Origin of the sequence: Variovorax sp. Varisp41 (assembly GCF_047325085.1) — a bacterium.
Taxonomy (GTDB): domain Bacteria; phylum Pseudomonadota; class Gammaproteobacteria; order Burkholderiales; family Burkholderiaceae_C; genus Variovorax.
Genome location: NZ_CP168540.1, coordinates 866,503 through 880,003 on the forward strand (window position 1 = coordinate 866,503; position 13,501 = coordinate 880,003).

Annotated in this window: 11 protein-coding genes and 3 tRNA genes; 9 read left to right on the forward strand and 5 right to left on the reverse strand. The window is 67.6% G+C overall.

Annotated elements, in window-relative coordinates; genetic code table 11:
• Positions 1–12: 12 nt before the first annotated feature.
• Positions 13–1,425, reverse strand: coding sequence for an ATP-binding protein (locus tag ACEN9J_RS04085; protein ID WP_413764539.1), 1,413 nt, complete (start codon positions 1,423–1,425; stop codon positions 13–15).
• Positions 1,426–1,498: 73 nt separating this feature from the next.
• Positions 1,499–2,230, reverse strand: coding sequence for a two-component system response regulator OmpR (gene ompR, locus ACEN9J_RS04090; protein ID WP_057591647.1), 732 nt, complete (start codon positions 2,228–2,230; stop codon positions 1,499–1,501).
• A 254-nt stretch (positions 2,231–2,484) separates the two neighbouring features.
• Between ompR and ACEN9J_RS04095 the strand changes: the two genes are divergently transcribed.
• Positions 2,485–2,751, forward strand: a complete 267-nt coding sequence (locus ACEN9J_RS04095) for a hypothetical protein (RefSeq protein ID WP_413763406.1) — start codon at positions 2,485–2,487, stop codon at positions 2,749–2,751.
• A gap of 102 nt (positions 2,752–2,853) precedes the next feature.
• The gene (locus ACEN9J_RS04100; protein WP_172705481.1) at positions 2,854–3,564 is read left to right on the forward strand and encodes an SIMPL domain-containing protein; all 711 of its coding nucleotides are present in this window, start codon (positions 2,854–2,856) and stop codon (positions 3,562–3,564) included.
• 48 nt (positions 3,565–3,612) lie between these two features.
• On the opposite strand, the gene ACEN9J_RS04105 is transcribed toward ACEN9J_RS04100, so the two are convergent.
• Positions 3,613–4,383: a 3-hydroxybutyrate dehydrogenase gene (locus tag ACEN9J_RS04105; protein WP_413763407.1), complete on the reverse strand. Its 771-nt coding sequence runs from the start codon at positions 4,381–4,383 to the stop codon at positions 3,613–3,615.
• Positions 4,384–4,451: 68 nt separating this feature from the next.
• Between ACEN9J_RS04105 and ACEN9J_RS04110 the strand changes: the two genes are divergently transcribed.
• The 6 genes from ACEN9J_RS04110 to rimO all read left to right on the forward strand — a co-directional run bounded on the left by ACEN9J_RS04110 (position 4,452) and on the right by rimO (position 10,653).
• Positions 4,452–5,402, forward strand: coding sequence for an alpha/beta fold hydrolase (locus tag ACEN9J_RS04110; protein ID WP_413763408.1), 951 nt, complete (start codon positions 4,452–4,454; stop codon positions 5,400–5,402).
• Positions 5,403–5,439: 37 nt separating this feature from the next.
• Positions 5,440–7,644 (forward strand): RelA/SpoT family protein, encoded by a 2,205-nt coding sequence (locus ACEN9J_RS04115; protein ID WP_057591685.1) that lies wholly within the window; start codon positions 5,440–5,442, stop codon positions 7,642–7,644.
• Between the two features lie 67 nt (positions 7,645–7,711).
• A tRNA-Val gene (locus ACEN9J_RS04120) sits at positions 7,712–7,788 on the forward strand.
• A 408-nt stretch (positions 7,789–8,196) separates the two neighbouring features.
• Entirely contained in the window at positions 8,197–8,565 is a 369-nt protein-coding gene (locus ACEN9J_RS04125; protein ID WP_172705593.1) for a hypothetical protein, read from the forward strand.
• 81 nt (positions 8,566–8,646) lie between these two features.
• Entirely contained in the window at positions 8,647–9,207 is a 561-nt protein-coding gene (gene phaR, locus ACEN9J_RS04130) for a polyhydroxyalkanoate synthesis repressor PhaR (protein ID WP_057591651.1), read from the forward strand.
• A 39-nt stretch (positions 9,208–9,246) separates the two neighbouring features.
• Positions 9,247–10,653, forward strand: coding sequence for a 30S ribosomal protein S12 methylthiotransferase RimO (gene rimO, locus ACEN9J_RS04135; protein WP_413763409.1), 1,407 nt, complete (start codon positions 9,247–9,249; stop codon positions 10,651–10,653).
• An 87-nt stretch (positions 10,654–10,740) separates the two neighbouring features.
• On the opposite strand, the gene ACEN9J_RS04140 is transcribed toward rimO, so the two are convergent.
• Together ACEN9J_RS04140 and ACEN9J_RS04145 are read right to left on the reverse strand one after the other, a co-directional pair.
• Positions 10,741–10,825: transfer RNA gene (locus tag ACEN9J_RS04140), tRNA-Leu, on the reverse strand.
• A 221-nt stretch (positions 10,826–11,046) separates the two neighbouring features.
• Positions 11,047–11,131: transfer RNA gene (locus tag ACEN9J_RS04145), tRNA-Leu, on the reverse strand.
• An 81-nt stretch (positions 11,132–11,212) separates the two neighbouring features.
• Here ACEN9J_RS04145 and rnr point away from each other — a divergent pair.
• Positions 11,213–13,477, forward strand: coding sequence for a ribonuclease R (gene rnr / locus ACEN9J_RS04150; RefSeq protein WP_413763410.1), 2,265 nt, complete (start codon positions 11,213–11,215; stop codon positions 13,475–13,477).
• The last annotated feature ends 24 nt before the right edge of the window (positions 13,478–13,501 follow it).

Here is a 13,501-nt window from a genome sequence, read left to right on the forward strand (position 1 = left end):
GGTTCTTTTCTTTCAGAGCTTGCGGACCGGCGGCTGTGCGGGCCGCGGCGGCGCCGGCATCGCGCGCGGCATGCGGATGTGCGCCGCGAGGCCGCGTCCCGGCGTGCTGGTGAGCGCGAAGGTACCGCCCATGCGCTCGATGTTCTTCGCCACGATCGACAGGCCCAGGCCCGCGCCGGCGGCCGAGGTGCGCGCCGCGTCGCCGCGGAAGAAGGGCTTGGTGAGCTGCGCGAGCTGGGCCGGCTCCACGCCGGCGCCGCGGTCGCGCACCTTGATCAGCACCGCGTCGTTGCTCGCCTGTGCCTGGATCGCCACGTCGGCGATGCCGGTGGCGGGCGTCTTGCCGTAGCGGCGCGCGTTCTCGACCAGGTTGGAGATCACGCGCGTGAGCTCGACCTCGTCGCCCATCACGCGCAGGTCGGGCGGCACGTCAACCGTGATGCTCATCTCCTCGTAGTCCTGCACGGCGTAGGTGCACGAGTCGACCACGTCGCGCAGCAGGATCGGCTTGGGGTCGACATGGTCGGGCCGCGCATAGTCGAGGAACTTGTCGATGATCGCGTCGAGCTGCGCGATGTCGGCCGCCATGTGGTCGCGTGCGTCTTCATCGGCCACGCTCATCTCGGTCTCGAGGCGCAGCCGCGCGAGCGGCGTGCGCAGGTCGTGCGAGATGCCGGCCAGCATGATCGCGCGGTCCTGCTCGATCTTGGCGAGCTGGTCGGCCATGCGGTTGAAGCCGATGTTGACCGCGCGGATCTCGTTGGTGCGCGCGCGCTCGTCGAGCCGGTGCGCCTCGTACTCGCCCTCGCGCACCTGCATGGTGGCGCGCGAGAGCTGCTTGAGCGGCAGGTTGATGAGCCGCGTGATCAGCGCCGCGCCCGCGAGCGACAACGCCATGGCGGTGCTGAGCCAGACCAGCCAGGTGCGCCCGCCCACGCGGCTGAAGCGCGTGGGGTCGAGCAACAGCCAGTAGGTGTCGCTCTCGATCGTGAAGCCGATCCACAGGCCGGCCTCGTCGTTGACGCGGCTGGCCACCGTGGTGCCGGCGCCGAGCTGGTCGATCAGCTCCTCGGTCACGCGCTGGTCGAGCGCGCCGCTGGTGTAGGGCTGCACGCGGTCGTTGGGTTCGCGCGGCAGGATGCGCACGCCTTCCTGGTCGGCCAGCGTCTTGATCAGCGACACGCGCGTGATCGCGTCCGAGTACACCAGCGCCGCGCGCGTGAGGTTCACGAGCGAGGCGATCTGGTGCGCGGTCTGGATCGCGCGCGGTTCGTATTCGAGCGAGCGGAAGGTCTGCAGCCAGGCGACGGTGCAGCCGATCAGCAGGAGGGCGAGCAGGAAGAAGGTGCGCCAGAACAGGCTGAAGCCGAGCTTGAGCCCGGGGCGCCGGTCGCGCTGCGCCGCGCCCTCGAGCGGGCTGGGCATCGTGACCTGGGCGCCGTCCTCCTGGGGGACTTCTCTTCCGGTGGGGAGGCCGATGGCCACCGCTGGTGCCGCGTCAGGCCGTGCCGTCCGGCACGAAGACGTAGCCCACGCCCCACACCGTCTGGATGTAGCGCGGCGCCGCGGCGTCGGACTCGACCAGCTTGCGCAGGCGCGAGATCTGCACGTCGAGGCTGCGGTCGAAGGGCTCGAACTCGCGGCCGCGCGCGAGCTGGGCCAGCTTCTCGCGCGACAGCGGCTGGCGCGGATGGCGCACCAGCGCCTTGAGCATCGCGAACTCGCCGGTGGTCAGCGAGAGTTCCTCGCCGTCCTTCTTGAGCGTGCGCGAGCCGAGGTCGAAGGCGAAGGGACCGAAGGTGACGGTCTCGTTCTCGGTCGAGGGCGCGCCGGGCGCCTCGAGCGGCGGACGCCGGCGCAGCACGGCGTGCACGCGCGCCAGCAGTTCGCGCGGGTTGAAGGGCTTGCCGAGGTAGTCGTCGGCGCCGACCTCGAGGCCGACGATGCGGTCGACGTCCTCGCCCTTGGCGGTGAGCATGATGATCGGCGTGCGGTCGTTGGCGGCACGCAGGCGGCGGCAGATGGACAGGCCGTCCTCGCCGGGCATCATGAGGTCGAGCACGATCAGGTCGACCGTGTCGCGCAACAGGATGCGGTTGAGCGCCTTGCCGTCCTCGGCCACGATCACCTCGAAGCCTTCCTGGGTCAGGTAGCGGCGAAGCAGGTCGCGGATGCGGGCGTCGTCGTCGACGATCACGATCTTGTCGGTGCGAGCGGGAACTTGAGTCATTTCAACAACATCGAATTTGTAACAGCGCCGATTCTGAAGGCGTTGGAAGCCGGTTGAGCCGGATTTGCTTTGACCTTGACACTAAGTTACAAAACTTGCGACCGCTCGCGGTCCAGTCATCCGATGTAAGCGTGGCGGTGGCACAGTGCCTCTGCCCTATGACTTTTGCGCAGAGACTTCATTCATCCGCCGCACCGCTGCTTCTGCTCGCGTGTGCCTGTGTGCCGTCGATCTCGGCGGCCGAATTCCTTCGCGTGGCCGATGGGCGCCGCTACGACCTGCGGTCCGCGGTGGCCGCGCACCGCGCCGCGCAGCGCGACGAGATGCGCCGCGGCGAAGCCATCGCGGGGCGGCGCCTCACGCCGGCCGAGCTCTACGAATTGCGGCAGCAGGTGCGCGGGCAGTGGACCGCGCCGGGCATCTCCGCGCATTCGGCAGAATCGCAGCCGGCCGAACGCATCGTGCCGGCACCGATGCCGGCCGCGCGGCTCCTGCCCGCGCCGCGCAGCCAGCGACCTTGAGCGCAGTGCGCGAGCCACGGCTCGCGCCGCGAGGGCGGGTGCACCGAGCACCCGTCTTCTTCTCGTACGTCGTCGACGTACCTACAACCTGGGAGAGCCATCTTGAAAAGAACCATCACCTTGATCGCGGCGTGCGCCGCCTGGGCCGGCCTGGCCGGCACGGCCATGGCGCAGAACGCCGTCATGGCGCCGCCGCAGAACGTGCTGCAACTCAGCGCCAACGGGACCGTCGAGGTGCAGCAGGACCTGCTGAGCATGACGCTCGTGACCACGCGCGACGGCACCGATGCCGGCAGCGTGCAGACGCAGCTGAAGGCCGCGCTCGACGCGGCGTTGACCGAGGCGCGCAAGAACGCGCAGGCCGGCCAACTCGACGTGCGCACCGGCAACTTCAGCCTGTCGCCGCGCTACACGCGCGAAGGCAAGATCAACGGCTGGCAGGGCACGGCCGAGCTCGTGCTGGAGGGTCGCGACTTCCCGCGCATCGCCCAGACGGCCGGCCGCATCACGACGCTGACCGTCGGCAACGTGGGCTTCGGCCTGAGCCGCGAGCAGCGCGCCAAGACCGAGGCGGAGGCGCAGACCCTCGCGATTGACGCCTTCAAGCAGAAGGCGACCGAGCTCTCGAAGAACTTCGGCTTCGCGGGCTACACGCTGCGCGAGGTGTCGGTGAATGCGAACGACGGCGGACCGATCCGCCCGCGCATGATGGCGGCCGCGGCCAAGTCCTTCTCGGCCGACGCGCAGGTGCCGATCGAGGCGGGCAAGACCAGCGTGGTGGTCAACGTCTCGGGATCGGTGCAGCTCAAGTAAAAAGGCCGCGGGGCGGGGCGCCTGGCGCGCCTCGCCCATGCATTCTTCTTATTGAGCGGTCCAGCCGCCGTCCATCTGCCAAGCCACGCCGCGCACCTGATCGGCCGCGGGCGAGCACAGGAACACGGCGAGCCCGCCGAGCTGTTCCACCGTGGTGAACTGCAGCGAGGGCTGCTTCTCCCCCAGCAGGTCGTTCTGCGCCTGCGTGGCGCTGATGCCTTCGCGGGCCGCGCGGTCGTCGATCTGCTTTTGCACCAGCTGCGTCAGCACCCAGCCCGGGCAGATCGCGTTGCTCGTGATGCCGGTGGTCGCGGTCTCGAGCGCCACCGACTTCGTGAAGCCGACGATGCCGTGCTTGGCCGCCACATAGGCCGATTTCTGGGCCGATGCCACCAGGCCGTGAGCCGAGGCGATGTTGATGACGCGGCCCCAGTTGGCTTCGCGCATCGCGGGAATCGCCAGCCGCGTGGTGTGGAAGGCGCTCGTGAGGTTGATTGCGATGATCGCGTCCCAACGTTCGGGCGGGAAGTCCTCGACCTTGGCCACGTGCTGGATGCCGGCGTTGTTGACCAGGATGTCGACGCGCCCGAACCTGGCGGCCGCGAACTTCATCATGTCCTCGATCTGGTCGGGCTTGCTCATGTCGGCGCCGTGGTACTCGGCGCGCACCCCGAGCGCCGCGATCTGCGCCTTGGGCGCCTCGGCGTCGCCGAAGCCGTTGAGCACGATGTCGGCGCCCTGCTGGGCGAGGGACGTGGCGATGGCGAGCCCGATGCCGCTGGTGGACCCCGTGACAAGAGCGGTTTTGCCTTTGAGCATGAAGATGAATCTCCGGATGAATTAGGATGCGACGAGAAGATTATCCGCACCAGAACGGCCCTGTTTCCATGACCGAACCGACGCTTCACCACGTGGCGTGCAACGACACCCACGGCGGCCACCGCATGGCCTATTGGCAGTGGGGCGACGCGGGCAGCCCGCACCTGGTGCTCTGCGTGCACGGTCTGACCCGGCAAGGCCGCGATTTCGATGCGCTGGCCCGTGAGCTCGTGGCGCGCGCCGAAGGCCGGCTGCGGGTGGTCTGCCCCGACGTGGCCGGCCGCGGCGCCAGCGACTGGCTGCGCGATCCGGCGGCCTACCAGGTGCCGCAGTACGCGGGCGACATGGTGGCGCTGCTCGCGCAGCTCCAGCAGCAGCATCCGATCCAGACGCTCGACTACGTGGGCACCAGCATGGGCGGCCTGATCGGCTTCGTGCTGGCCGGGCACAAGGAATTGCCGCTGCCTGCACCGGTGCGGCGCTTCGTCGTCAACGACGTCGGTCCGACCATCGAGGCGGCGGCGATCCAGCGCATCGCAGCTTACGTGGGGCAGGGCGGCCGCTACGACAGCCTGCAGCAGGCGGCCGACGCGTTGTGGACGATCTCCACCAGCTTCGGTCCGCACACGCCCGAACAGTGGCTCGAACTGACGCGGCCCATGGTGGTACCGGCCTCGCAGCGCAGCGCCGATGGCATGGACAAGGTCGATGCGCCGGCCAGCACGGACGGTCCGTGGATGCTGCATTACGACCCGGCGCTCGCGGTCGGCCTGCGCGCCATCACGCCCGACGCCGCGGCACAGGGCGGCGCCATCATGTGGGGCCTCTACGACGCGATCACGGCGCGCGTGCTCGTCACGCGCGGCGCCCAGTCCGACCTGCTGTCGCGCGAGACCGCCACCGCGATGACCCAGCGCGGCCCGCGCGCCACGCTGGTCGAGTTCGAAGGCGTCGGCCATGCGCCGACCTTCGTCGATCCCGCGCAGGCCGCGGTGGTCGCGGACTTCCTGTTCGATTGAGGGCGGCGTGAAGCGCGAGTCCTCCAGCCTCCAGGGGATGCCGGCTTCGGACGGCATCGTCGTCGACTATCCGCTGTCGGCCGCCACCGCCGAGCGCTCGCCGGTGATGGAGAACATGCTCGCGCGGGCGCGCGCCTTCGCCGAGCCGCTGATCGCCGACGAACTGCTCGACACCGGCGAGAACGCGCTGGCGCATGCCGACGCGGTGGCCGCCATCGTCAAGAAGATGGGCGGCTCCGAGGCCATGCAGGGCGCGAGCTACCTGGTCTACGCCTGTTCGCACCTCAACCGTCCGCAGGAAGTCATCGCCAAGGTCTTCGGCGACAACTTCGCGGCGCTGGCGGTAGAGACCACCAAGCTCGTGCGCGTGCAGGAGCAGGCCCGCGCGGCGGCGCGCGCGCACCAGAACGAAGGCGCCGGCGCGCAGACCGAGAACGTGCGCAAGATGCTGCTGGCGTTCTCGCGCGACCTGCGCGTGGTGATGCTGCGCCTGGCCTCGCGCCTGCAGACGCTGCGCTACGCGGCCGCGAGCAAGAAGCCGGTGCCCGAGGGCGTGGCGCGCGAATCGCTGCAGGTGTTCGCGCCGCTCGCGAACCGGCTCGGCATCTGGCAGGTCAAGTGGGAGATCGAGGACCTCTCGTTCCGTTTCCTCGAGCCCGAAACCTACAAGCTGATCGCGCGCCTGCTCGACGAGAAGCGCATCGAGCGCGAGAGCTACGTCGAGCAGTTGCGCTCGCGGCTGGAGCGCGAGCTGCATGCCGAGGGCATCGGCGCGACCGTGCAGGGGCGGCCGAAGAACATCTACAGCATCGTCAAGAAGATGCGTGGCAAGTCGCTCGATTTCGCGCAGGTGTTCGACATCCTCGCGCTGCGCGTGGTGGTGCCCGACGTGAAGGACTGCTACGCCGCGCTGGCCTGGGTGCATTCGCACTTCCAGCCGATCGACGAGGAGTTCGACGACTACATCGCGCGGCCCAAGCCCAACGGCTACCAGTCGCTGCACACGGTGGTGCGCGCGCTGGTCGACGGCCAGGTCGGCAAGCCGATCGAGATCCAGATCCGTACCGAGGAAATGCACGACCACGCCGAGCACGGCGTGGCGGCGCACTGGGCCTACAAGGAAGCCGGCCACAAGGGCTACGCGGGCGTGTGGGCCAGCGGCGAGTACGACGCCAAGATCGCGGTGCTGCGCCAGCTGCTGGCCTGGGAGCGCGACCTGTCGGGCGGCCTGCAGGGCCAGGGCCTGTTCGATGACCGCATCTACGTGCTGACGCCCGACGCGGCGATCGTCGAGCTGCCGCAGGGCGCGACGCCGGTCGACTTCGCCTACACGGTGCACACCACGCTGGGCCACCGCTGCCGTGGCGCGCGCGTCGACGGCGCGATGGTGCCGCTCAACACGCCGCTGTCGAACGGACAGACGGTGGAAGTCATCGCGGCCAAGGAGGGCGGCCCCTCGCGCGACTGGCTCAATGCGGAGCTCGGCTACCTTGCGAGCCATCGGGCGCGCGCCAAGGTGCGCGCCTGGTTCAATGCGCAGATCACGCACGAGACGGTGGCGCGTGGCCGCGAGGCGGTCGAGAAGCTGCTGCAGCGCGAAGGCCGCACGGCCATGCGGCTCGAGGACCTCGCATCGCAACTGGGTTTCAAGTCGGCGGACCAGCTGTTCGAAGTGGTCGGCAAGGACGAGTTCTCGCTGCGCAACATCGAGACGCTGCTGCGTCCGCCCGAGCCGCCGGCGAATCCCGACGACGGCGTGCAGATCAAGAAGCCGCGCGCCAGCGAGAAGTCGGGCAAGGGCGGCGTGCTGGTGGTCGGCGTGTCCTCGCTCATGACGCAACTCGCGAAGTGCTGCAAGCCGGCGCCGCCCGATGCCATCGCGGGCTTCGTCACGCGCGGCCATGGCGTGAGCGTGCACCGCGTGGACTGCAGCAACTTCCGCACGATGGCCGCGCGCGACGGCGAGCGCGTGATCGACGTGGAGTGGGGCGCGACCAAGGGCGACGCGCCGGTCTACGCGGTCGACGTCGCCGTGGAGGCTGCCGACCGGCAGGGCCTGCTGCGCGACATCTCCGATGTCTTCGCGCGCGAGAAGATGAACGTGATCGGCGTGCAGACGCAGTCGGTCAAGGGCACGGCCTGGATGACCTTCACCGTGGAGATCGCCGATGCGGCGCGTCTCGCGCAGGTACTGGGCGTGGTCACGGCGGTGGCCGGCGTGCGATCCGCGCGACGCCGATGAAAAAGGGGCGGCCGCCCCGAAAACCGCCATTTCTCCTGCTATACTTTCAGCTTCTCGAAACAATCGCAGGCGCGTAGCTCAGCTGGTTAGAGCACCACCTTGACATGGTGGGGGTCGTTGGTTCGAGTCCAATCGCGCCTACCAAATCTCCCTCTGAAGAAGACCAGTCTTCAGGCTCAACGGGAGATTTCGGGGGAGATTCCTCTCCCTTGCAATGAAGCTCGAAGCTTCGTCTCCTGTCTCTTCATCCAACCGGTGATTCTGGTGTGGCGTGACGCCGATGCGTCGCCTCCAGGCGACCGGCTTTGCGAGAGGGAAGGATGATCCTACCCGTGGGTAGAATTATTTCCATCGATCTGTCCGGGCCTCGTCCGGGCGCCATTCCCCGATCGGCCGTCCGCTGGATTGGCGGCCTGACCTTCGGCCGGATTCCCGTGGTGGCAATCGTCCATTTGGATGTCCGCCGCGGGCCACCGCCGGGCCATTTTCTTGTGCTAACTTGGCTGTCGTGCAGAGCCTTTTTTCTTTTCATTTCTCCCTGGGGATCGCCCGATGAACGCGCGATCGATCGCGATGGATCGCGAGCGCGCGCAGGCACGCCTGGCCGCGTTGATGAAGCAGGCGCCGATCGAGTTCGCGCGGGCCGTCTACGGCATCAACGATCGTGCGAGCGGCCGCCTCGACACCATGGCGGCACGCGAGGTCGAGCGCGCGGCGCGGCAGGGCATGCCGGTCACGCAGGAGCGTGCCGAGCAGCGCGCCCGTGCCTACCTGCCGACGGCGGGCCATGAGCACTGCCCGCGTTGCTGGGTCGTCTATGGTCACAAGAGCCCCTTGCGCTTCCGCGAGGAGGCGGCGGAGCGGCCTGAATCGGCCGCCTGCGCGGCTTGCGGCGCGGAATACGCCACCGCCGCCGAGTGAGCGCGCGGCCGGCGGGCGCACGCGGTCAGGGTAAACCTTGTCGCGATGCAGCAAAACCGCTCCCTAGAATCATCCGATGACATGGGCGTCCATGTGAAGGAGTCCGCAGTGCAGAGCAAGAAGTCCGGGGTCAAGCCGGTACAGCGTGTGATCAAGAAGTACCCGAACCGAAGGCTCTACGACACCGAGACGTCCACCTACATCACGCTCACCGAGGTCAAGCAGCTGGTGATCGAGCGCGCCCAGTTCGTGGTGCGCGACGCCAAGACCGGCGACGACCTCACGCGCAGCATCCTGCTGCAGATCATTCTCGAAGAAGAGGCGGGCGGTGCGCCGATGTTCACCGAGCAGGTGCTGGCCAACATCATCCGCTTCTACGGCCAGGCCATGCAGAGCTACATGGCGCCCTACCTCGAGAAGAACATCCAGGCCATGACCGAGGTGCAGGCACAGCTCGCCGAGAAGGCCGAGGGCCTGACGCCCGAGATGTGGTCGCGCTTCATGAGCATGCAGTCGCCGATGCTGCAGGGCCTGATGGGCAACTACGTGGAGCAATCGAAGAACGTCTTCCTGCAGATGCAGGAGCAGATGCAGAAAAGCACCGAGCAGGTATTGGGCGCCTTTGGCATCAAGCGTCCCTGAAATACCGGTGGCCCCGGATAGCTGGGACAATAGGAGGCTATGAGCGAAGTTGCCTCCCACGAAAAAACAGCCACGATGGCCGCCCCCAAGGTCGGCTTCGTGAGCCTGGGCTGTCCCAAGGCCCTGACAGATTCCGAATTGATCCTCACGCAGCTGAGCGCCGAGGGCTACCAGACCGCCAAGTCCTTCGAGGGCGCCGACCTGGTGATCGTCAATACCTGCGGCTTCATCGACGATGCCGTCCGGGAAAGCCTCGACACCATCGGCGAGGCGCTGGCCGAGAACGGCCGGGTGATCGTCACCGGTTGCCTGGGTGCCAAGACCGGCGACCAGGGCGGCAATCTGGTCAAGCAGATGCACCCCAGCGTGCTGGCCGTCACGGGCCCGCATGCCACGCAGGAGGTGATGGATGCGGTGCATGCCAACCTGCCCAAGCCGCACGATCCCTTCGTCGACCTGGTGCCCAACAGCTTCGGCGTGGCGGGCCTCAAGCTCACGCCGCGCCACTATGCCTATCTGAAGATCAGCGAGGGCTGCAACCATCGCTGCACCTTCTGCATCATTCCCTCGATGCGCGGCGACCTCGTGTCGCGGCCCGTGGGCGACGTGCTGAGCGAGGCGAAGGCGCTGTTCGAGGGTGGCGTGAAGGAACTGCTGGTGATCAGCCAGGACACCTCGGCCTATGGCGTGGACGTCAAGTACCGCACCGGGTTCTGGGACGGCAAGCCGGTCAAGACCCGCATGCTCGAGCTGGTGCGCACGCTCGGCGAGATCGCCGAACCCTATGGCGCCTGGGTGCGGCTGCACTACGTCTACCCCTATCCGAGCGTGGACGAGGTCATTCCGCTGATGGCCAGCGGCAAGGTGCTGCCTTACCTCGACGTGCCGCTGCAGCACAGCCATCCCGATGTGCTGCGCCGCATGAAGCGTCCTGCCAGCGGCGAGAAGAACCTCGAGCGCATCGCGCGCTGGCGCGAAGTGTGCCCGGAGCTCGTGATCCGCAGCACCTTCATCGCCGGTTTCCCGGGCGAGACGGAAGAGGAGTTCGAGCATCTGCTCGACTTCATCCGCGAAGCGCGTATCGATCGCGCGGGCTGCTTTGCCTACAGCCCGGTCGAGGGCGCCACCGCCAACGACATCCCCGGCATGCTGCCCGAGGCCGAGCGCGAGGCGCGCCGCGCGCGCTTCATGGAAGTGGCCGAGGCGGTGTCGATCGCCAAGCTGCAGGAGCGTGTCGGCGCGACGATGCAGGTGCTGGTCGATTCCGCGCCGGCGCTGGGCCGCAAGGGTGGCGTGGGACGCACCTATGCCGACGCGCCCGAGATCGACGGCACCGTGCGGCTGCTGCCGCCCGAGAAGATCAGCAAGACGCTCAAGGCGGGGGAGTTCACGCGCGCGCGCATCGTGGGCGCCGAGGGGCACGACCTGATCGCGCTGCCCGTTTGATGATTCGAACGGACAAGAAAAAAGCCACCGTGAAACGGTGGCTTCATTCGAAGAATCTCAAGAACCTTTTGAAGCTGCTCTTGGATCTGGTGCCCAGAAGAGGACTCGAACCTCCACGATGTTACTCGCTAGTACCTGAAACTAGTGCGTCTACCAATTCCGCCATCTGGGCATTTCAGGAAAGCCTACGAGTATATCAAATCAAAAACGATTTTCTCGCGGCCTCGCAATTTTGTGCGCACGATGATGCGTTCACGACACAGGCTCGGGTGCGCGGACTGACCGCGCGCCATCGGACGATGTCGATGACGACCATGATCGGAGCGGGCAAGAAAAAAGCCACCGGAGACCGGTGGCTTGAATCGAAGGACTCGCTGAGAGTCTATTTAAACTTGGTGCCCAGAAGAGGACTCGAACCTCCACGATGTTACTCGCTAGTACCTGAAACTAGTGCGTCTACCAATTCCGCCATCTGGGCCCGCATACTTGCCGAAGCAGGTACGCTTTGAATTTCAGGAAAGAAGGAGATCATATCAAAAATAATGTCACTTCCAGCGGCTTGCTGGATGAATTCGAAGGCTCGGTTCAGGGCCATCGCGACGGACATGGCTTCGTGCAACGCGACGACGGCGAAGCCGACATCTATCTGCCCCCCAACGAGATGCGCGCGGTCCTGCACAAGGACCGCGTCAAGGCGCGCGTGGTGCGGCTCGACCGCCGCGGTCGCCCCGAGGGGCGCGTGGTCGAGATCATCGAGCGCCCCGAGCAGCCGATCATCGGCCGCCTGCTTCACGAGGGCGGCATCTGGCTCGTGGCACCGGAGGACAAGCGCTACGGCCAGGACGTGCTGATTCCCAAGGGCGCGACCGGTCCCGCCAAGGTGGGGCAGGTGGTCGTGGTGCAGCTCACCGAGCCGCCCGCGCTCTTCGGCCAACCCGTGGGACGGGTGAAGGAAGTGCTCGGCGAGATCGACGATCCCGGCATGGAGATCGAGATCGCGGTGCGCAAGTACGGCGTGCCGCACGAGTTCTCCGAAGCGTGCCTGGCCGAGGCCAAGGCGCTGCCCGAGAAGGTGCGTCCGGCCGACAAGAAGGGCCGCGTCGACCTCACCGACGTGCCGCTGGTCACGATCGACGGCGAGGACGCGCGCGACTTCGACGACGCCGTGTACTGCGAGCCCGCGAAGGTCGGCCGCGGCAAGGGCTGGCGCCTCCTGGTTGCGATTGCCGACGTCAGCGCCTATGTGCGCACCGGCTCGGCGATCGACATCGATGCCTACGACCGCGCCACCAGCGTGTACTTCCCGCGCCGCGTGATCCCGATGCTGCCCGAAAAGCTCTCGAACGGCCTGTGCTCGCTGAACCCCGAGGTCGACCGGCTGTGCATGGTCTGCGACATGCTGGTCGCGGCCGATGGCGAGATCTACGCCTACCAGTTTTATCCGGCGGTGATGCACAGCCATGCCCGCTTCACGTACACCGAAGTGGCGGCCATCCTCGGCAACACGCGCGGCCCCGAGGCGGCCAAGCGCAAGGAGCGCGTCAAGGACCTGTTGAACCTCGCCGACGTCTACAAGGCCCTGCTCAAGCAGCGCGGCAAGCGTGGCGCGGTCGACTTCGAGACCACCGAGACGCAGATCATCTGCGACGACGCCGGCCGCATCGAGAAGATCGTGCCGCGCACCCGCAACGAGGCGCACCGGCTGATCGAGGAAGCGATGCTCGCGGCCAACGTCTGCAGCGCCGACTTCATCGCCGAGGGCAAGCACCCGGGCCTGTACCGCGTGCACGAGGGCCCGACGCCCGAGAAGAAGGAAATCCTGCGCGGCTACCTCAAGGCCATGGGTGTGGGCCTGAGCATCACCGACGACCCGGCGCCCGGTGAGTTCCAGGCCATCGCCGAGGCGACCAAGGACCGCCCCGACGCGCAGCAGATCCACACCATGCTGCTGCGCTCGATGCAACAGGCGATCTACACGCCGATCAACAGCGGCCACTTCGGCCTGGCCTACGAGGCCTACACGCACTTCACGAGCCCGATCCGGCGCTATCCCGACCTGCTGGTGCACCGCGTGATCAAGGCCATCCTCGGCAAGACGCGCTACCAGCTGCCGATGCTGCCGACGCCGGGCGAGGCGCATGCCAAGCTCGCCAAGCGGCTGGCCTCGCGCGTGAAGGCGCCGACCACCAAGCCGCAGAAGGCCACGGTCGCGCCGACCAAGGAAGTGCAGGCCTGGGAGGCCGCCGGGCTGCATTGCAGCGCCAACGAGCGCCGCGCCGACGAAGCCAGCCGCGACGTCGAGGCCTGGCTCAAGTGCAAGTACATGCGCGAGCACCTCGGCGAGGAGTACGGCGGCGTGGTCACCGCGGCCACCACCTTCGGCATCTTCGTCACGCTCGATGCGATGTACGTCGAGGGCCTGGTGCACATCACCGAGCTTGGCGGCGAGTACTTCAAGTTCGACGAGATGCGCCAGGAACTGCGCGGCGAGCGCACCGGCATCCGCTATGCCATCGGCACGCGGGTGCGGGTGCAGGTGAGTCGCGTCGATCTCGACGGCCGCAAGATCGACTTCCGCCTGGTGCGCGAAGGCGAGGAGCTCACCGCGCGCGCCATGAAGGACAAGGGGGCCCCGGCCGGCGGCGTGCCGGTCAAGGCCTCGGCCAAGCGCGGCGCGCGCCAGAAGGCCGAGGCGCCGGCCGGCGGCACCCGCGGCGGACGCGAACAGGCCACGGGCGGCCCGCAGTCCGCGATGCAGGCCTTCAAATCGGCGGTCAAGAAGGCCGCCAACAAGATGAAGGGGCGCAAGACGCGCCGCGGCTGAATGCCTCCTTCATCCATCGCATCC